At 71.0% G+C, this 17,801-nt stretch carries 11 protein-coding genes; 6 read left to right on the top strand and 5 right to left on the bottom strand.

What is annotated here, in order from left to right; genetic code table 11:
- Positions 1–246: 246 nt before the first annotated feature.
- From D7Y15_RS06200 to D7Y15_RS06185, 4 genes are all read right to left on the bottom strand, one after another.
- Positions 247–3,132 (bottom strand): DUF4105 domain-containing protein, encoded by a 2,886-nt coding sequence (locus D7Y15_RS06200; RefSeq protein WP_121751973.1) that lies wholly within the window; start codon positions 3,130–3,132, stop codon positions 247–249.
- Complete coding sequence (locus D7Y15_RS45600) at positions 3,129–4,094, bottom strand: hypothetical protein (protein WP_233604843.1); 966 nt, start codon at positions 4,092–4,094, stop codon at positions 3,129–3,131. Before D7Y15_RS45600 ends, D7Y15_RS06200 begins: the two co-directional genes overlap by 4 nt.
- A gap of 159 nt (positions 4,095–4,253) precedes the next feature.
- Entirely contained in the window at positions 4,254–5,615 is a 1,362-nt protein-coding gene (locus D7Y15_RS06190; protein WP_120597391.1) for a D-arabinono-1,4-lactone oxidase, read from the bottom strand.
- Positions 5,616–5,619: 4 nt separating this feature from the next.
- Positions 5,620–6,795 carry an amino acid deaminase/aldolase gene (locus tag D7Y15_RS06185; protein WP_121751972.1) on the bottom strand — a complete coding sequence of 392 codons (1,176 nt, stop codon included), beginning with the start codon at positions 6,793–6,795 and terminating at the stop codon, positions 5,620–5,622.
- 374 nt (positions 6,796–7,169) lie between these two features.
- Here D7Y15_RS06185 and D7Y15_RS06180 point away from each other — a divergent pair, with 374 nt between their 5' ends.
- On the top strand, positions 7,170–8,297 hold the full coding sequence (locus D7Y15_RS06180) for a LuxR family transcriptional regulator (RefSeq protein ID WP_120574824.1): 1,128 nt from the start codon (positions 7,170–7,172) through the stop codon (positions 8,295–8,297).
- A 42-nt stretch (positions 8,298–8,339) separates the two neighbouring features.
- The gene (locus D7Y15_RS06175; protein ID WP_121751971.1) at positions 8,340–9,488 is read left to right on the top strand and encodes a metallophosphoesterase; all 1,149 of its coding nucleotides are present in this window, start codon (positions 8,340–8,342) and stop codon (positions 9,486–9,488) included.
- Between the two features lie 49 nt (positions 9,489–9,537).
- On the opposite strand, the gene D7Y15_RS06170 is transcribed toward D7Y15_RS06175, so the two are convergent.
- Positions 9,538–10,911, bottom strand: a complete 1,374-nt coding sequence (locus tag D7Y15_RS06170) for a thioredoxin family protein (protein WP_121751970.1) — start codon at positions 10,909–10,911, stop codon at positions 9,538–9,540.
- A gap of 111 nt (positions 10,912–11,022) precedes the next feature.
- Between D7Y15_RS06170 and D7Y15_RS06165 the strand changes: the two genes are divergently transcribed.
- The 4 genes from D7Y15_RS06165 to traB all read left to right on the top strand — a co-directional run.
- Positions 11,023–12,768 carry a GTPase gene (locus D7Y15_RS06165; protein WP_121752010.1) on the top strand — a complete coding sequence of 582 codons (1,746 nt, stop codon included), beginning with the start codon at positions 11,023–11,025 and terminating at the stop codon, positions 12,766–12,768.
- 87 nt (positions 12,769–12,855) lie between these two features.
- A complete protein-coding gene (locus D7Y15_RS06160; protein ID WP_120574821.1) occupies positions 12,856–13,920 on the top strand; it encodes a hypothetical protein in 1,065 nt (354 codons plus the stop codon).
- A 141-nt stretch (positions 13,921–14,061) separates the two neighbouring features.
- Positions 14,062–16,167 carry an outer membrane exchange protein TraA gene (traA, locus tag D7Y15_RS06155; protein ID WP_233604842.1) on the top strand — a complete coding sequence of 702 codons (2,106 nt, stop codon included), beginning with the start codon at positions 14,062–14,064 and terminating at the stop codon, positions 16,165–16,167.
- Positions 16,164–17,801 (top strand): outer membrane exchange protein TraB (traB, locus tag D7Y15_RS06150; protein ID WP_233604841.1); only part of this gene is annotated, 1,638 nt, incomplete at its 3' end. The genes traA and traB, both read left to right, overlap by 4 nt.

The following is a 17,801-nucleotide window of genomic DNA, read 5'->3' as shown; positions in this document are numbered from 1 at the left end:
GCGGCTTCCACGCGGGACGCCCCCGCCGGGCGCTGGCCGCCGCGCTCGTCGCTTCGGTGGTGGTGCCCGCCGCGTTCTTCGTGGCCTTCAACGTCTTCAGCGTGGGCTCCGTGCGCGTCTTCTACGGCCTGGGCTGGTGGAACTGGACGATGCTGCACGTCATCGGCCTGTTCATCGGGGCCCTCTGCGGCGCCTCCAGCCGTCCGGTGTGGACCGGTGAGGTCCCCATCTTCCGCTCGCAGTACGTCAGCGGACCTCCACTCCTAGCGCAAGGCGATGTCGCGCCAGCCCTTCCGGAAGGCTCGCGAGACTTCTCCCGGGACCTGCCCACGACGCGAGTGTCCCCTCCCAGTGGACCTGTGCGCGGGGAGTGAGCAGCACGCTCCACCGGGAGATGCGCCCCAGGTACCACTCCACCTGGAGCGTCGCGTCCGCCTCGTGCGTGAAGCCCGGCGTGATGCCCGTGCGCCACGACGGCACGTACGTGGCCTCCAGGCGCAGGGCGCTGTTGCCCGGGCCGGGCAGGCCCATGCGATGGGACAATGACAGACGGGGCCCCACCGTGGGGACCGTCTCCCGGGGGCTCCAGGCCATCGTGGCCTGGGCGCCCACCCCCACCGCGAGGAAGGTGTCGAAGCGCTCCGAGGCCGCCACCACGCCCAGCGCCTCCGCCTCCACCGTCGCGCGGTAGGGCAGCGGACGGTCGATGTCCGTGGACATCTTCGCTTCCGCGCCCCAGCCCAATGAGTCGGAGAACGACCGTTGTTGCTGGGGCAGTTCGGGCAGCAGCGTGCGGTAGCCCACCAGCGTCAGCCGCGAGCCGAGGATGCGCGGCACGCCCCAGCGCGGCTCCACCGACAGCTCTCCGTCCAGCACGCGCAGCTCGCTGCTGGACTGGAAGCCGTGCAGGCGCGCGTCGCCCAGGGCCTCGTTCATCGCGGAGGTGCGCAGGCTCACCACCGGCCGCGCGGCGCCCACCTCCGGGAAGTCCACGCCGCCGCTGACCACCGTGCGGGCCGCGCCGGATTCGCGCAGCGCGCCCCGGGCCCAGGTGGTCTCGAGCTCCACCTTCTGTTCATGGTCCTTCGCGAGGAAGGCCCGCGGATCCACATCCGCGAGCGGTCCGTCGTTGAGCTCGCCCTGCGCCTCGGTGGCCGCGGCGAAGGCGGCTTCGGTGTGCTCCGCGCGGACCAGGGCCTTGAGCTCGTCCGGCGTGGGCGGCCGCTTGATGGCCGTGTCCAGGGCCTGCTGGAGCAGGGCCGTGCGGTCGAGCACCGCGAGCTTGCGCTGCATGTCGTCCTCGCGCTCGAAGAGGAGTTGCCGGTCCTTGACGCCCTGGGCGGCGCCGCCCTGCCCTTTCAGCTCGAGGGCGACGAAGCGCTCACGTTCGATGGCGAGCTTCTCCCCTTCGGCCTGGTCCACCGCCGCGCGCTCCACCCGCACCGCGTGCGCCACGTAGGCGTGCAGGGCATCGCGGACTTCGGCGCGCGCGGATGGAGGAGCGGCGTCGAGCGCTGTCGTCACGGCGTGAGGCAGCAGCTCGTAGGCCTGCCTGCGCACGTCGGGTTCAGGGGACTGGAGGCGGCGGTGCACGTGGTGCAACGGCGCGAGCGCGGGGGACGGAAGCAGGGAGGCCAGCTTCGTGAGCAGCCGCTCCTCTTCCACGAGCGCGCGCCGGGCGCGGTCTCCCGTGGATTCGAGGGCGTCCGGGACGTGCTCCAGCAGCGGCACCGTGAGTCCCTTCGCGTCCACGACGTTCGTCTTCGCCAGCGTGTCCAGCGTGGCCGTGGGCAGGACCCACAGCGTGCCGGGGGCGCTCACGTGACGGCCGTTCTCCAGCGAGCCATTGAGGAGGAAGAGCAGCGCGGCGGCGCAGTTGTCGGTGAAGAAGTAGTAGCCCAGGTAGCCGCGACGCTCGAGTTCCCAGATGCGCTCCAGCATGCGCTGGGACTCGCCGGGCGTGAGGTTCAGCCGGAAGCGTCGGATGGTGCGCTGCTCCAGCTCCAGCGACTCGTGGGTGCTGTCGCCGAGGGTGCCCGTGAGGAAGACGGTGCTGTAGCCGCCCGTCATGCCCTTCATCAGGTAGCCCAGGCCCTTCTCCTCCATTCCGGTGAGGGCCACGAGCTGCACGACGCGCTCGAAGCCGGGGCCCTGCACCGTGGCGCCTTCGCGCCAGACCGGGCGCAGGAGCAGGTGGCCGAAGAGGGATTGGGGCTGGCGGCCCGTGGCCGCGACGAGCAGGACCTCCAGATGGGAGAGCGCATCCGCTTCCGCCCACGTGTCGAAGGCCGGGCAGTCTCCTCGCGTGGGCAGCGTGCCCAGGCGCGCCTCCGAGATGAACTCCGACAGGGCGCGCGTCTTGGACAGCTCCTGACAGCGCACCTGATCATCCTCGGGCAATGCGTCCGGACGCAGGGACTCAACGGGGACGAACAGCTCCTCCGCGAACGTGACGAGGTCCAGCGAGGCGCTGACCTGGCCCCGGGCTCGGCTGAAGGCTCCCGCGTAGGTGATGCTCGCGGACTCCTTCCACGTGAGCGGGCGCTCGAAGGGGAGCAGCCATCCGTCCAGCCTGCGCCACTGGGGACGCCGGCTCCAACCGCGAGCGTCGTCCCAGCGCTGCATCACGGCGTGCACCACGGCACGGCGGCGCCACAGATGTTCGGCCTCCGTGTCGGTGAGGCGTGACAGGCGCAACGTGGCGCGACGCTCCTCGGAAGGGGCGTAGCGGTAGAGGTGGAACTGCTCGCGCTGCTCCGACCAGTCCGGACGGGCCTTCGTGCCGTCACCCAGGCCCAGCGGCGCGGGCTCCGGGTGGAGCGCGAACTCCAATTTGCCTCCTGGGGGACGGCGCATCGCGGGAGGAAGGGCGGCGAGCCCCGCCTCCACGTCCGAGACCAGCGAGGCATCCCGCGCCGCGGCACCGCGCAGGAGGATGCCCGACGTGGCCTCCAGTGCCGCGACCCGCTCGGCCAGGACGACCTCCGGGGACTGCTCCTTCAAGAACGCAGGCACCGCGAGGTGGCCCAGGGGTTCTTCGAACGGTGTGTCCTGGAGCTGCTCATGAGCCTGCGCGCTCACCGGCAACAGCAGCACCGTGAGCAACCCCATCCAGGCTGTGCGAGGCCTCACTGGAGGGCCTCGGCCGCTTGGGTCGCACCCTCCTGTTCCAGGATGAAGGCCTGACGGTCCTCTTCGAGCCGGGGTTCGGTGCGCGCCAGCTGGCCCACGCGCTCCAGCCATGCGCGGGCGCGCTCGGGCGTCAGCGTCTTCGCGTCCGCCATCATCAGCAGCTCCTTGCGGTGCGTGCGCAGCAACTTGCCGAAGACATCCAGGTTCTCACGGCGGATGCGCGCCGCCTGCGCCAGGTCCTCCACCGTCGGGCCCGCGCCCAACGCCAGGTCCTCTCGCAGCTGGTGCGTGCGAGCCCGCAGGTACACCTGGGCCGCGTGCCCCACCTCCTTCGGTGAGGGGCGCTTGCCCTTGCGCCGCTCCGCGCGCGCGTACGACTGCCAGATGATGATGCCCAGGCCCATCACCGTCAGCGCCACCGTGGCCGTCGACAGGAGCTGATTCTCGCGGCCGTTGCTGCTCTCGCTGCGCGTGCGCGAGTCGTCGCCCTGGTCCACCTGGTTCGACTCGCTGGTGCCCGCGTTGCTGTTCTCGCTGGAACCGGAGTGGCTGGAGCCCCCTTCTCTGGAGCTGTGGTCGCTGGAACCCGAGGAGTCGCCCGAGTCCGACTTGCTCGAATCCCCCTGGCTGGAGTTGCCCGAGTCGGAGTCGCTGGACTCGCCCGAGCCCGACTCGCTGGAGCCCTCGTCGCTGGAGCCATTGGAACCCGACTTGCTCGAATCCCCACCGCTGGAGTTGCCCGAGTCGGACTTGCTGGACTCGCCCTGGCTGGAGTCACCCTGGCTGGAGTTGCCCGAGTCCGACTGACTGGAGTCACCCTGGCTGGAAGCGCCCGAGTCCGACGAGTTGCCCGAGTCCGACGCCCCCGCGGCCCTCAAGCCCACGGCGGGCGTGCGACACCCCACGGCGAGCATCAGCATCGACGCCGTCACCGCGCGCTTCCATGAAGACTTCGTCCGCATCCATCCCCCTCGAAAAGGCGCCACCGGGCCTGGCGCCAGCCAGTGCCCTAGCCAACCGCATGCCGGGCGCTGGATTGTGCATTATCGAGAGGTTGCTGGATCGTCTGACGCGATACGACGCGAAAATCCGCCTCCAAGGTGCGTCACGCGCTTCGCGCCTTACGCGAGCCTCGCGCTTCCGATTTCACCCCGGGTCCGGTGGGAACCCTCCTCCAGGAAGAGACGTTTCAGATAGGGATTGAGGAAGCGTCCCTCCGGGTCCAGTTGCTCGCGCACGCGCTGGAAGTCATCCCAGCGGGGATACAGGTGTTTCAGTGTCTCCGCCGTCTGGGTGTGCAGCTTGCCCCAGTGCGGCCGGCCGCCGTGGTTGCGGAAGATGGCCTCCGCGCCGGAGAAGTAGGGCTCCAGCGGCATGCCCCGGTATTGATGCACCGCGATGAACGCGCGGTCCCCGCCGTGCGCCGGGCTGAGGAACACGTCGTCGCCGCGCACGAAGCGGTACTCCACCGGGAAGTGCACGGGCAGTTGCTCGCGCGTGATGTATTCGGACAGCTCGCGCAGGCAGTCAGGCCCTCGCTCCACCGGCACGGCGTATTCCATCTCCTGGAAGCGCACGAGCCGCGGCGTGGCGAACAGCGTGTGGCTCTGCCCCGCCAGCACGCCTTCCGACGCCAGCTTCGCCGACAGCCGGCTCACCGGCGCGCACCACGCAGGCCGCATCCGGCACGCACGGCTCACCGCGCCGAAGACCGCGTTCTCCATCACCATCTCACTGAACCAGCGCCCCATGCCCACCCCGTGCGGGGTCTCGTCCGTGAGGTCCATCGCCTTCGTCATCACGCGGTCGGAGTGCGGGAACCAGAAGAACTCGTAGTGCCGGTGGCGCGCCCGCGCCTCATCCAATCCCGCCAGGCACTCCTCCAGCCCCAGGTTCCGCCGCGTCAGCCGCAGCCGGTACTCCGGCAGCAAGCGCAGCCGCACCCGCGTCACCACGCCCAGCGCGCCCAGGGACACCCGCGCGGCCTGGAGCAACTCCGGCGACGTGTCCTCCGAGCACGTCACCTCGTCCCCGCTCGCCGTGACGAGCGTCATCTCCGCCGCCTGCGTGGAGAGGATGCCCAGTCCCACGCCCGTGCCGTGCGTGCCCGTGCCCAGCGCGCCGCCCAGCGACTGCTTGTTGATGTCGCCCAGGTTCTCCATCGCGAGCCGGTGCGACGCGAGCAGCGTCCCCAGTTCGCGCAGGCTCGTGCCCGCCCACACCACGGCCTCGCGCGTGCGGTCGTCCACGGACACCAGGCCCCGCAGCGCTTCGAGCGACACCATCGTCTCGTCCGTCGCGCACAGCGGCGGGAACGAGTGGCCGCTGCCCACCACGCGCACGGTGCGCGATTGAGCGCTGGCGTCGCGGAGCGCGGCCTTCAGGGCGTCCACGGAGTCCGGCTGGAGGAAGCCGGAGGGATGGGCCACCACCCCGCCGGACCAGTTGCGCCACGTCTTCGTCTTCGCCGCCTCGGTCGTCATGCCGTCACCCCCATTCGCCCCGGTAGGTCGGGACCTCTTCCACGACGCGGCCGCCGGAGATGAGCAGCAGCGTGCGGAAGTGCTCACACACCTCGCCCGCCTTCGCGTGCCGGAAGAACACCGGCGCGCCCAGGGGCAGCGGCACCGGCCCCGCGTACGCGATGGGCGTCTGTACCTCGCCCGCACCCTCCAGCGGGAGGAGCTTCGCGCCCTCGGGAAGGTAGGGCACGGGCAGCTTGTCCACGCCCGCCGAGCCGGAGGCCACGAAGCCTCCCCCCTGCAGCGTGAAGAGGCCCGGGCCGGGACGTCGCGTGACGGGGATGGCGAACGCCACCGCGGGCTGATGGTGGAAGCCGCGATAGCCGTCGAAGAGCGCGGGCGAGTACAGGCCGCTGCCCGCGGTGAGCTCCGTGACGCTCGCGTCCTCGCGCGTGGACTCCAGGCTGCCGGTGCCACCGCCGTTCACGAAGCGCGGCGCGAAACCCGCTTCCTTCAGCGCGGCCACCACCGCCTGCCTGCGCGAGTGCACGCGGCCCACCGAGCCCCGCTTGAGCGCGCGGATGACCACGTTCTTCGGCCCCGCGTGCGGCGCGGCGTCCGGCACACCCGCGAGCTGCGCCTCGTAGCCCATGACGCCCGCGAGGAACACGGCGTCCCCTTCCGCCGCGATGCTCCGGGCCACCACCAGCGCGTCCTCCGGCGAGCGCACCGGCGAGCGGTGCACCCCGAAGCGCAGGCCCGGCAGGTCGACGGACAGGTCCACGTCCAGGCACAGCGGCGCTCGCGTCCCATGCCGGCGGGCCGCGCGGGCGGCGAGCGCCACGTGTTCCACCGAGTCCACCATCAGCGTCACGGGCGCTGGCGGCCGGCACAGCTCCGCCAGGGCCTCGGCATCCACGACGGGGTAGCCCATGAGCAGGTCGGTAAAGCCGCGCTCACGCAGGTGCACGGCCTCGTCGGCGCTGAAGCACATGAGGCCCCGGAAGCCGGGATGCCCGTCGAGCACGCGCCGCAGCAGCGCGACGCACCGCACCGACTTCGTGGCCACCCGCACCGGCAACCCGCCCGCGCGCCGCACCAGCGCCGCCGCGTTTTCGTTCAGCAGGTCCAGGTCCGCGAAGGCCAGGGGCAGCCTCCGTCCCTCCAGCGCCTGGGCGTAGTAGGCGTAATCACGCGGCATGTCAGTGCCTCCGGGCGCGGACATCATCGCCGCGCCCCCTCGGGTCCGGAGCATGATGGCACCGGGCGCGTGGGGTGGTGGACAGGCAGGGAGAGGAGCCGCAAAAGGGGCAGCGCGCCGGACATCCCTGGGGGAACGCCCGGCGCGCGCACACGCGGATACTTCGACTCCTAGGTCGGCCCACCCCCCCGGAAGGGCACGTGACGCCATGGTGCCGTCAGCCGAAAGTCATTTCTATTGAGGAAATCACGCGAGTCCCAAACGACTCGGGGGGCAGGAAATCACTTCCGACCTGGACAGGCGGAAGAAGCACTGATTCCACTCCCGACCTCACAAGTCTTCCAATTGTCCCCAACGGCTATAGTAAGAAAATCGTGATTGATTTGATTTCCGAGGACCAACGTCTCTTGCAGGAGTTGGAGGGCCTGCTGGAGGGATTGGAGCCCGGCTCCGAGGCCCTGCCGACGGTCCTCGCCGCGCTCCGAAGCGCCCTGCGCGCGGAGCGGACGGCGGCCTACGGCGTGGACGTGGGCCCGGACCGCTATCACACGGCGTTCGTCCACGGCGTCGGCTTCCCGCAGCCGCCCTCCATCCTCTCCGAGGCCTTCGACGCGTCGCTGCCGCCGGCGGGGAGCCGCTTCGGCTACTTCGATCCCGCGCGTCCGCCGCTGGCCCAGCGCAACCGGGCGATGCGCTTCTCGCCCCTGGGAATCTCGGAGACGCTGCGGGCCCTGCCCATCACCGGCGAGGGAGAAGGCCCGCTGTGGGAGCGGCTGGGATTGAGCGAGGCGGAGTGGGAGCACGCGCGGACGCAGCTGGCCGGGTATGCCTTCAATCTCTACCGGCAATTGGGATTGGAGCAGTTCGCGCAGCTGCGGGTGCTGGTGTGTGAAGGCGACATGATGCTGGGTTGGGTGGGCGCCTTCCGGGCCGAACCCTTCACGGAGCGGGAGCAGCGGCTGTTGCAGGCGCTGACGCCCGCCATCCAGCGGCGGATGGCCATGGACCGGCGGCTGCGCGAGGCGGGCCTCTTGGGGCCGGCCCTGGGCGCGGCGCTGGAGGTGCTGGGGCGGCCCGCATGGGTCGTCACGTTCAGCGGCCGGGTGATGCACGCGAACAAGGCGGGGCAGGCGCGGTGGGAGCAGGACTCGCAGGCGCTGGCGACGCAGGTGCGCGAGTGTCTGCGGAGCCCCCCGGGCGCGGGGCCGCTGTTCTCCTCCGGGCCGCTGCGCACGCAGGGGCTGCCTGACCACTACCTGGTGCTGGACCCCGGACCGCCGATGGATCCGACCTCGCGCCTGCCGGTGCTGACCCAGCGCTGGGGGCTCACCGCGCGCGAGGCGCAGGTGCTGGAGCACGTGGTGCAAGGGGAGACGAACAAGGCCATCGCCCTGCACCTGGGCTGCGCCGAGCGCACGGTGGAGGTGCACGTCACGCACCTCTTGAACAAGGCACAGGTGGAGAGCCGCTCCGCCCTCATCTCGCGCTTCTTCCAGTCCTGATGGGCCGGTGGGCACTGCCCGGCGCATGACTAGGATGGAGGGATGGACGACGTGCTCTTGAGGAAGGCGCTGGCCCGCGCCGACGCGGCGGTGGCGAAGGGGCCACACGCGCTGGCGGCGGATGGCCAGCGCCGCACGCTGCACGTGGCGATGGGAGACCCGCAGGCGGACTTCGACCGGGTGCTGTCCATCCTGTCGCTGCACGGGCTGCTGGACGAAGAGGGAGGGCTGCGGCCAGACGTGTGCCTGGTCTCCGTGGGCGACCACTTCGACTGGGGTCCCGCGGCGGACCGGGAGCGCGTGGCCCGAAGCGCGCTCCGGCTGGTGGCGTGGCTCGCGTCCCATCCGGCGGACCAGGCGGTGATGCTCCTGGGCAACCACGACCTGGGACGCGTGGGAGAGCTGGCGGACTTCACCGATGCGTCGTTCCGCGCCGCGCAGGTGGAGGCGGACCGCGTCTATGCGGGGGACGACACCGACGCGGCGGCGGAGCGCGACTTCCTCCAGCGCTGGCCTGGATTGCCCACGGCGGAGCTGGCGGCGCGGGACTTCAGCACCTGGACCGAGGAACAGCGCGCGTGGGTGGAGTATCTGCTGCGCGCACGGCGCTTCCGCGTGGCGCATGCGGCCGGGGATTCGCTGCTGGTGCTGCACGCGGGTGTCACTCGCGAGGACCTGGGAGTCGTAGGGCTCGAGCCCGAGCGATGGGGGGATGCGCGCGCGGTGGCGGAGGCGCTCAACGGCGTGATGGACCGGGCGGTGGCCGGGTGGAAGGGCGGGCCGCTCGTGTTGCCAGGACTGCACCATCCGGGCACTGCGAAGGATGGCGAGGGCGTGGGCATCTTCTACCAGCGGCCCAGCCTGGCCGCGGAGGACGAGGAGCGCGTGCAGGGGACGCCTCGTCGCAGGTTTGATCCCCGGCGGTTGCCGCTCGGGCTGACCCAGGTCGTGGGCCACACGCGGGACAAGCGGGTGCGGGAGCTGGTGTCCCCCGGTCCCGTGCGAGATGGAGTGCTGCGCCACCTGGTGACGGACGGGGCGCGGGTGGACTATGCGCACGGCCCGCCGCCAGTGACGGGCGCGGGTGAGGCGGTGATGGTGTTCACCGACGGCGCCATGCGCGAGGGCCGCGCGGAGGACTTCGAGCTGCTCGACCTGGACGCGCGTCGCGCGGTGCCGCTGGCTCGGTGAACGTTCGCGCGTGCCTCATGCGGGGCGCGCGCGAAGGCTCGTGCTTCTGTTACGGCGCCGCACCAGGGACGGCGGCCGGGGTCTTGAGCCCGGCGAGCTTCTTCTCCAGCGACTCCACCTGACGCGGGGACACCTGCGCGGCGGGCAGCGTCTTCGCGAAGGTCAGCGCCTCCTCCAGCGTCTTCACCGCGCCCGCGGAGTCCTTGCGCGCGACCTGGATGTCCGCGCGGCCGGAGAGCACGGACAGCCGCCGCGCTCCCTGCACTCGCGCCAGCGCCCGGTCGTTCGCTGCGAGCGCGTCGTCCAGCCGGCCCGACAGGCGGTACAGCGTCGCGAGCCGCGCGGGTGGATTGTAGTCCTGGGGCAGGTCCTTCTCGCTCTGTTCGAGCGCGGGGATGGCCCGCTGCGGCTGCTCCAGCGTCATCGCCGCGAGCATTCGGTGCGAGTCGAACACGCTGCGCGCCTCGGGGTTCGGCGCCTTCGCGGCCTCGCCCTCCAGGAACATCAGCCACTCCTGGGCCACCTGCTTCGCGCCCGCGGTGTCCTTGTCCTGCTTGCGCGCCTCCACCAGCACTTCGTACAGGCCGGAGCGGTCATCCGCTTCCATGTCGATGGCCGGCGGCGCGAGCACCTCACGCGCCTTCGCCTCCAGCGCGTGCCGCAGGTCCGCCGCCTCGGGCGTGCCTTCCGGGATGGCCAGCGCGCAGCCGAGGCCATTGAGGACGCCGTTGGCCAGGCTGAGCGAGCGCGGCACCCTCGGCAGCTCCACGACCGCCTTCCGCGCGCAGTCCTCGTACTGCTTCGCTCCGTACTGCGCCATCAGCAGCGACTCCAGCGCGCGGCCCCGGCGGGACCAGTCCGCGGGGGCCTCCGCGAGCGCGAGCGACAGGGCCTCGGCGGCCTCCGCGGGCTTGCGCTCTCCGTAGAGGGCATCACCGCGAGCGAGCAGCGCTTCCGCGCCGGTGGCACCGCCCTGGTAGGCGCGCTCGCCGTCCTCGAAGAGGCGCTCCAGCTGCGGCACCGTCGCGCTGCCGGCGAAGCGCAGCAGGGCCTTCTCCTCGCGCGGGTCGATGATGAAGAAGGTGGGCCAGAACTCGACCGGGTACTTCTCCTGGAACGTCGCGTTCTGGGTCAGGTCGGTGTTGAGCTCCAGCCACACGAAGCGGTCCGCGTGCTTCGCCAGCGCCTTGTCCGTGAAGACATACGCGCGCATGGAGCGGCAGGTGTGACACCACGGCGCCCAGGTGTCGACGAACAGGGGCACGCCCTTCGCCTTCGCGTCCGCGAGCGCGCGGGCGTAGTCATCCGGGATGAAGGGCAGCGGGCCTTCGGCATGGGCCTCGGCGGACGCGGGCGCATTGGCGTTCGTGGCCGTGCAGGCGATGGACCCCGACAGGAGCAGGCAGGCGAGGAGGGAGCGCATGCGGCGCACCCTATCGCGCCTCTCCAGGGGTGTCCCCGGTGGACAGTGTACGCACACTGCGCTGGGCACCACGCCGCGTGCGTGCTGTCTTGCACATGGCCCCTTATGCCCATGAAGGACCCTCGCGCCCTGCGCACCGCCCTCGCGTCCGCCCTGGACGCCCTGCCCGCCTCCGAGCGCTTCCCCGACAGCGGTGACGCCGACGTGGCCCGCCGCCTGGCTGAACGCCTGCGCCGCGACCTGCTGCCCCGCCTGGGCTCCGGCGCCGAGGATGCGCCGCTGCTCCTCGTGGCCATCGCCGGCCCCAACAACGTCGGGAAGTCCACCCTCTTCAACGCGCTGGCGAAGGCGTCCCTGTCCCCCGCGCGTCCCGAGGGCGGACTCACCAAGCAGTGCCTGGCCGCTGCGAATCAAGAGACGTGGACGGGCGCGCCGAAGGACGTGCTCACCCAGCGCTACGACATCATCCCGGTGGCCGACGGCACCGTGGCGCCCGTGGACGAGCCCGGGCCTGCCGGCCGGCTGTACCTGGTGCTGTCGGATGCCGTACCGCGCGGACTGCTGGTGATGGACACGCCGGACTTCGACAGCGTGTACCGCGACAACCGCGAGCGGGCGGAGGCCCTGCTCGTCACGGTGGACGTGCTGGTGTTCGTGGTGAGCCGGCAGACGTACCAGAACGCGGCGCTGGTGGACTTCCTGCGCGCCGCGGTGGGCCACGGCAAGCCGTACCTGCTCGTCTACAACGAGGCCACGCGCGAGGAGGTGGCGCGCGGCCACCTGGACAAGCTGGCCCAGGACGTGGGCCATCCGCCCATCGCGCGATACCTGGCGCCGCACCAGCCGGAGGTGGAGGCGGGGCTGAAGCCGCTGGCCACGGAGGCGCTGGATGGACGGCCGCCGCTCGCCGCGCTGCTGGGACAGGCGGAACATGCGCGCGAGTTGAAGGCACGGGCGCTGGAGGCTTCGCTGTCGGATGCGCGCTCGGAGCTGGACGCGGTGGCGCGAGCGGCGACCCGCGCGGCCCGTGAGCCGGAACGACTGCGGCAGCGGCTGCGGCACGACCTGCAAGGCATTGGCGCGCAGGCGGCGCTGAAGGCCGTGCCCGCGGACGTGCTCGTGGATGCGTTCCGCGACGAGTTGGATGCGCGCAGCACCTTCCACCGCTTTGTGCGCCTGCCGTTCCGCGGGCTGGCCACGGCGCTCTCGTTCGTGAGCCGCAAGGTGCGTGACTCCTTCACCGGCCCCCGGCCGAATGAGGCGCTGCCCACGCAGGCGGTGGATGACTCGCTGAAGGACGGGCTGCGCAGGCTGGTGGACGCCTTCGCGCCGGAAGTGGCCGCGTGGCGCGGAGACGCGGAGACGCGGGAGAAGCTGGAGCAGTCCTTCGGGCCCGCGATGCTCGGCAGGCTGGATGCACCGCTCGACCTGGGCGCGCTGCACGCGCACGCGGCGGACCGGGCCACGCTGTATGACTTCTGTCGCCAGCTGGTGGGCAGCGAGCTGCAGGGCGGCATGCGCGAGGAGTTGCTCCAGGCGCTCACCACGCTGGTGTACTCGGTGCCGTCCGGGGCGGCGGCGGTGGTGACGGTGGCCACCGGCGGCCTGGGCCATGACGCGGTGGTGTGGGCGGGGACGCTCCTGTCCACGCCGCTGCTGGAGCGCTTCGTGGATCTGCTGGGCGCCCAGGTGCGCGCGACGGTGACGCGCAAGTGGGCGGACGCGCACGGGGCCACGCTGGCTCAGGCCATGGAGAAGCGCTTCTTCGCGGAGCTGTTGTCCCACCTGGACGGCCAGGCGGAAGGCTGGCTGCGCACCGCCTCCACCCTGGAGACGGCACGGCGGGCGGCGGAGTAGGCGGCCGGTTTCTGACAGGGCCCGGCCTCCGCGATGGCGGCGAGACTTCGTGCCTCGTCGCCACCGATGCGTCATGCTGGGTCCGCCATGACCGGTCCGGGCCCGGAGGCGGGTTCTCCTCTCATCCTGTCGTTCCGTCACCTGCTGACCGAGTCCGTCAGTGCGTTCCTCGACGAGGCGGACATGACATGTCCGCAGACGGCGGACGCGCTCAGCGAACTGCTGGTGACGCTGTCGCGCTACCGCGAAGAGGGCGCACTGCTGTTCCCCACCGCGTTCCTGGGTGACGACCTGGGCGCGATGCTGGAGATGCTGGGCGGGCACGACCCGATTCCCCTGGGCTCGGGGCCGCGCAACCGCGACACCATCCAGCGTGCGCTCAAGCAGTGCGCGCCGCTGGGACAGGGGCGCTGGTGGGCGCTGTACCTGCTGCGTGAGCCCTCGGGCCTCACCTACGGCATCTTCCGGACGGATCCGTTCCCCCTGGCGGAGACGCCGCTGGAGCGCCTGCGGCACGCGCCGGACCGGGGCGCACGGGTGGTGGGCGTGTTGCAGCTCGCTGACAACATCATCGAGCTGCGCGGAGGCGGCGGGCTGTGCCGGCACGTGTACCTGTCCGGCGCGCGCGTCGACCTGGAGCCGCCCTCCGCGGTGCTGGACGCGCTGGCGAGCGCGGTGACCGAGCAGGTCCTGCCCTCCAGCCGCGAGTACGCGCGGGGCTTCTTCCGGCGGGTGCTGTTCGAGGTGATGCAGTCCTCGCACGGCACGCTGGTGGCGGTGCTGCCCCGCGAGCGCGCGGGTTCAGCGCTGTTCGTGGACGGCATCCTGTTGCCCCGGCCCATGGACGTGGTGGCGTTGCTGGACCGGCACCACGCGACCCAGGACGGCAGCGCGGCGTCAGCGGTGCGGGCGGCCGCGCAGCTCTTGCGCGGCATGATGGCCACCGACGGCATCACCGTGCTGCGCGCGGACGGGTGCATCCTCGGGTACAACGTCTTCGTGCGTCACCCGGAGACCCTGGCGCGGCAGCCGGGCTTCTTCGGTGGAGCCCGGCGGCGGACGTTCGAGGTGCTGTGCGCGGCCCTGGGGAACGAACTCGCCGCGGCGTTCATCCGCTCGCAGGACGGGGACGTCGCGTGCCGTCGCGCGTGACGGTTTCCTGTTTTGCGCGCTGTCCGGATTGATGGCGGCCCTGAGGGACAGAGGACCCTGCAGGTCGCATTCAGGCACTGGGACTCGGGACGTGGGCGGAAGGTTGAGAACGTCAACTTAATCTGTAAGGCTGCGCGCGCTTTGCGCACAGCTCCCCTCCCGCTCCGCGCGTACGCCGCGCTGTCCCTGCTCGCCGTGTGCCTCGCGAGCGCGCCTGCCGTGGCACAGAAGCTGCCGGCCGTCGTGGTGACGGGGGCACCCGCGGCGCCCTCTCCGGTCAACGATGTCGGCACAGGGCTCTGCATGGCGTCCAACGTGTGGACGCGCACCGCGGCGGAGTATCCGCAAAGTCAGTCGCTCTATACGGACGTCCTGAATGCATACATGGAGGAGAACCGCGGGACGCGCATGACCTCCGTGCTGCGCTCCGCGTTCGACCTGTCGAACAACCTGAACGACGGTCGCATCCTGAGCTACGGCGACTTCATCAATGTGGTCTCGGGCTGCGCGCAGGGCGGTTGCCCATTCCACTACAACGATTCGACCACCCGGTTCGTCTCCCGCTTCCGCGGCTACTTGAACGTCACTCCGAGCATGGTCGGGCGGGTCCTGCACTTCGGCTTCTATGCCGACGACGCCATCAGCCTCGTGCTGTTCGACAAGGCCAGCGCGCGGTACGACATCGTCATCCGGCCACCAGAGCTCGGTGCACCCACGCGACGCACCACCAACTCCGTCACCTTCAACCAATCCGGGCTCTATGCCATTGAGCTGCTCTACGTGCAGATCGTGGAGCACGCGGCGCTGGAGTTCTCGGTTCTAGACGGCGCGTTCACGGACTACGACCGCCCGGCGAATCAAGTTCCGGTCGTTCCGCTCAACACCGCCGGATTCACCCTGGTCCAGCCCGCGCAGCTGTTCCAGACCGAAACCGGCCGGCCGTCGTTCCCGGACAACCTGGACCAGTGCGTCCAGTGCAACCGCCAGTTCGCGAATCAGCCCGGCAATGGCAGTTGCGGTTCGTCCTACTACTGCAACTCCGCTGCGCTCTGCGCGCCCTGTGACACGAACCTCCTTTGCGGAAGCACGTGCACGCCGTGCGGACCAACCGCGCCCATCTGCGCCGAGGTCAACGGCCAGTTCACCTGCGTCGCTTGCACCCAGAACAGTGACTGCGCCACGGGCCGCTGCGACACCACCACCAACGTGTGCACCGGCTGCGTCCGCGACTCCGACTGCGGCTCCGGCCAGGTCTGCGACGAGCCGAACTTCACCTGCGTCCAGTGCACCTCCGACGCGGAGTGCCCCGGCAGCCAGGTTTGCAACCTCACCGCGAACACCTGCGTCGAGTGCAACAAAGACACCCAATGCGACCGCGGTGAGAGCTGCTCCAACAACGTCTGCACGCCCTGCAACACCAACGACGCCTGCGCCGGCAACTCCTGCAACTGCTGCCCCAATGGCACCCAGTGCGCCGCACCCACTCCCGGCGCCCCGCCCTCCTGCGTCGAGTGCACCACCGACAGCCAGTGCTCCAACGGCCAGCGCTGCGACACCCTGAACGGCGCCTGCGTCGACAGCGTCGCCGAGTGCAACACCTCCGACCGCTGCGGCCCCGGCTGCTCCAAGTGCCCCGGTGAGCGCCCCTACTGTCTCGACGGCGAGGTCTGCGTCCAGTGCCGCAACGACCTGGAATGCGGCGACGGCCAGACCTGCGTCAGCGGTGAATGCAGCTCCTGCACCACCGACAAGCGCTGCGGCCCGCGCTGCGACTCGTGCGGCGAGGGCGCTCCGTTCTGCCTCTCCGACGGCACCGCGCAGAACAGCGTGTGCGTGGGCTGCGTCAACGACACCGACTGCGGCAGCGGCAAGTGCGACCCCACCACCCGCACCTGCACCAACACCGGCGCCTGCGCCGTGACGTGCGAGCAGGGGCGCGTGTGCGACGGCTCCACGTGCGTCGAGTGCTTCGCCGATGCCCACTGCCCCTGCGGCGGCACCTGCGACCTCACCTCCAACACCTGCCTCGAAACCTGCGCCGACAGCGGCGACTGCCTGGGCGTCGAGTTCTGCTCCGCCGAAACCCAGCAGTGCGAACGCGGCCGCCGCAAACCCGGCACTGAACCCCAGGGCGGCGCCTTCTGCTGCGGCACCACCGCCGAGGACACCCCCACCGGCAGCACCGCCATGCTGGTCACCCTCGCCCTGGGCTTCCTCTTCCTGCGCTCCACTCGCCGCGTCCGATGAAGCCCTCCCGCACGCCGCTCCTCCCGCTGCTGCTGGCCCTCGCGCTGTCCACCGCCGCCCACGCCGCGCCGGATCCGCGCTTCAACATCCAGGTCTTCCGCCCGTCCGGCGCGCCGCAGGACCTGGTGATGGTCACCCAGTCCCGCCCCCTGTCCCACCTGTCCGTCGCCGCCGGGCCCTACTTCAGCTACTCCCTCAACCCGCTCTCCCTCGTCCCCAAGGACGGTGACCTGGGCTCCATCAGCCTCGTGGGCAACCGGCTCCAGCTGGATGTCATGGCCACGGTGGGCCTCTTCGACTGGTTCGAGGTCGGCGTGGACATGCCGCTCGTGCTCCTGCAGGGCGGCCAGAACCTGGAGGTCATCGGCACCGAAGGGCCCGTGGAGAGCTTCGCCCTGGGCGACCTCCGCCTCATGGGCAAGGTGGCCATCCCCGGCTTCCGCCGCTCCGCGGAGGGCCACGGCTGGGGCGCGTCACTCACGCTCAACGTCAGCTTCCCCACCGGCGTGCAGGAGGCCTTCGCGGGCGACGGCGAGCTCACCTGGGCGCCGGGCCTGGTGCTCGACTACCGCTTCGAGTCCGGCATCCTCCTCGCCTTCAACGGCGGCTTCTGGAAGCGGCCGGACGTCATCTTCAGCGGCACGCAGCTGGGCGACATGGCGCCGTTCGGCCTGGGCACGGAGGTGCCCCTCTTGCGCGGCAGCGGCATCACCGCGCTCGGCATGGTGAACGGCGCGTTCGGCCTCAAGAAGGCTCCGGGCCAGGAGCGGCAGATTCCCGCGGAGCTGCTCATCGGCCTGCGTTGGTACAGCTCGCTGGGCGTCACCTTCACCTTCGGCGGTGGCCTGGGCTGCGGCTGCTCGCTGGCGTCGCCGAACCTGAGCTTCTTCACGTCCATCATCTGGGTGCCCGCAAAGACGCGCGAGTGGGAGGCCATCGAGCGCTTCAAGGAGCCGCCCGAGCCGCCCCCGCCGCCCGTGGACCCCGACAACGATGGCGTCATCGGTGAGCGCGACCGCTGCCCCAACCTCGCGGGCCCGGTGGAGAACAGCGGCTGCCCGGACACCGACGCGGACTCCGACGGCGTGGTGGACCGCATCGACAAGTGCCCGGACGTCCCGCAGGGCAAGCGCGGCCGTGACGGCTGTCCGCTCGCGCGCACGTCGGGGAACAAGATCGTCATCCTGGAGCAGGTGAACTTCGCCACCGACCAGGACGTCATCCTCTCCGAGTCCTATCCGGTGCTGGAGGAGGTCGCGCGGGTGATGGAGGAGAACCCGAAGATGGACCGCATCCTCATCGAGGGTCACACCGACTCGCGCGCCAGCGACCAGTACAACCTGGAGCTGTCCAAGCGCCGCGCCGCCAGCGTGAAGCGCTTCCTCATCGAGACCGGCGTCGCCGCGGAGCGCGTGTGCTCGCAGGGCTACGGGCGCAGCATGCCCCTGGCCGACAACGCCACGGAGGAGGGCATGGCCCTCAACCGCCGCGTGGAGTTCACCATCCAGCCGCCTCGTAGCACTGGCTGGGAGGGCTGTTGCAGCTCAGCGCCGAGCCACCGCAAGTGCCGGAGCCGTTGCACACGTCACCGGTCGTGCACGCGTTGCCGTCATTGCAGCTGGCCCCCGAGGCTT

The organism is Corallococcus sp. AB030 (assembly GCF_003668965.1).
Lineage (GTDB): Bacteria > Myxococcota > Myxococcia > Myxococcales > Myxococcaceae > Corallococcus > Corallococcus exiguus.
This window is presented reverse-complemented; position numbering and strand designations above follow the sequence as displayed.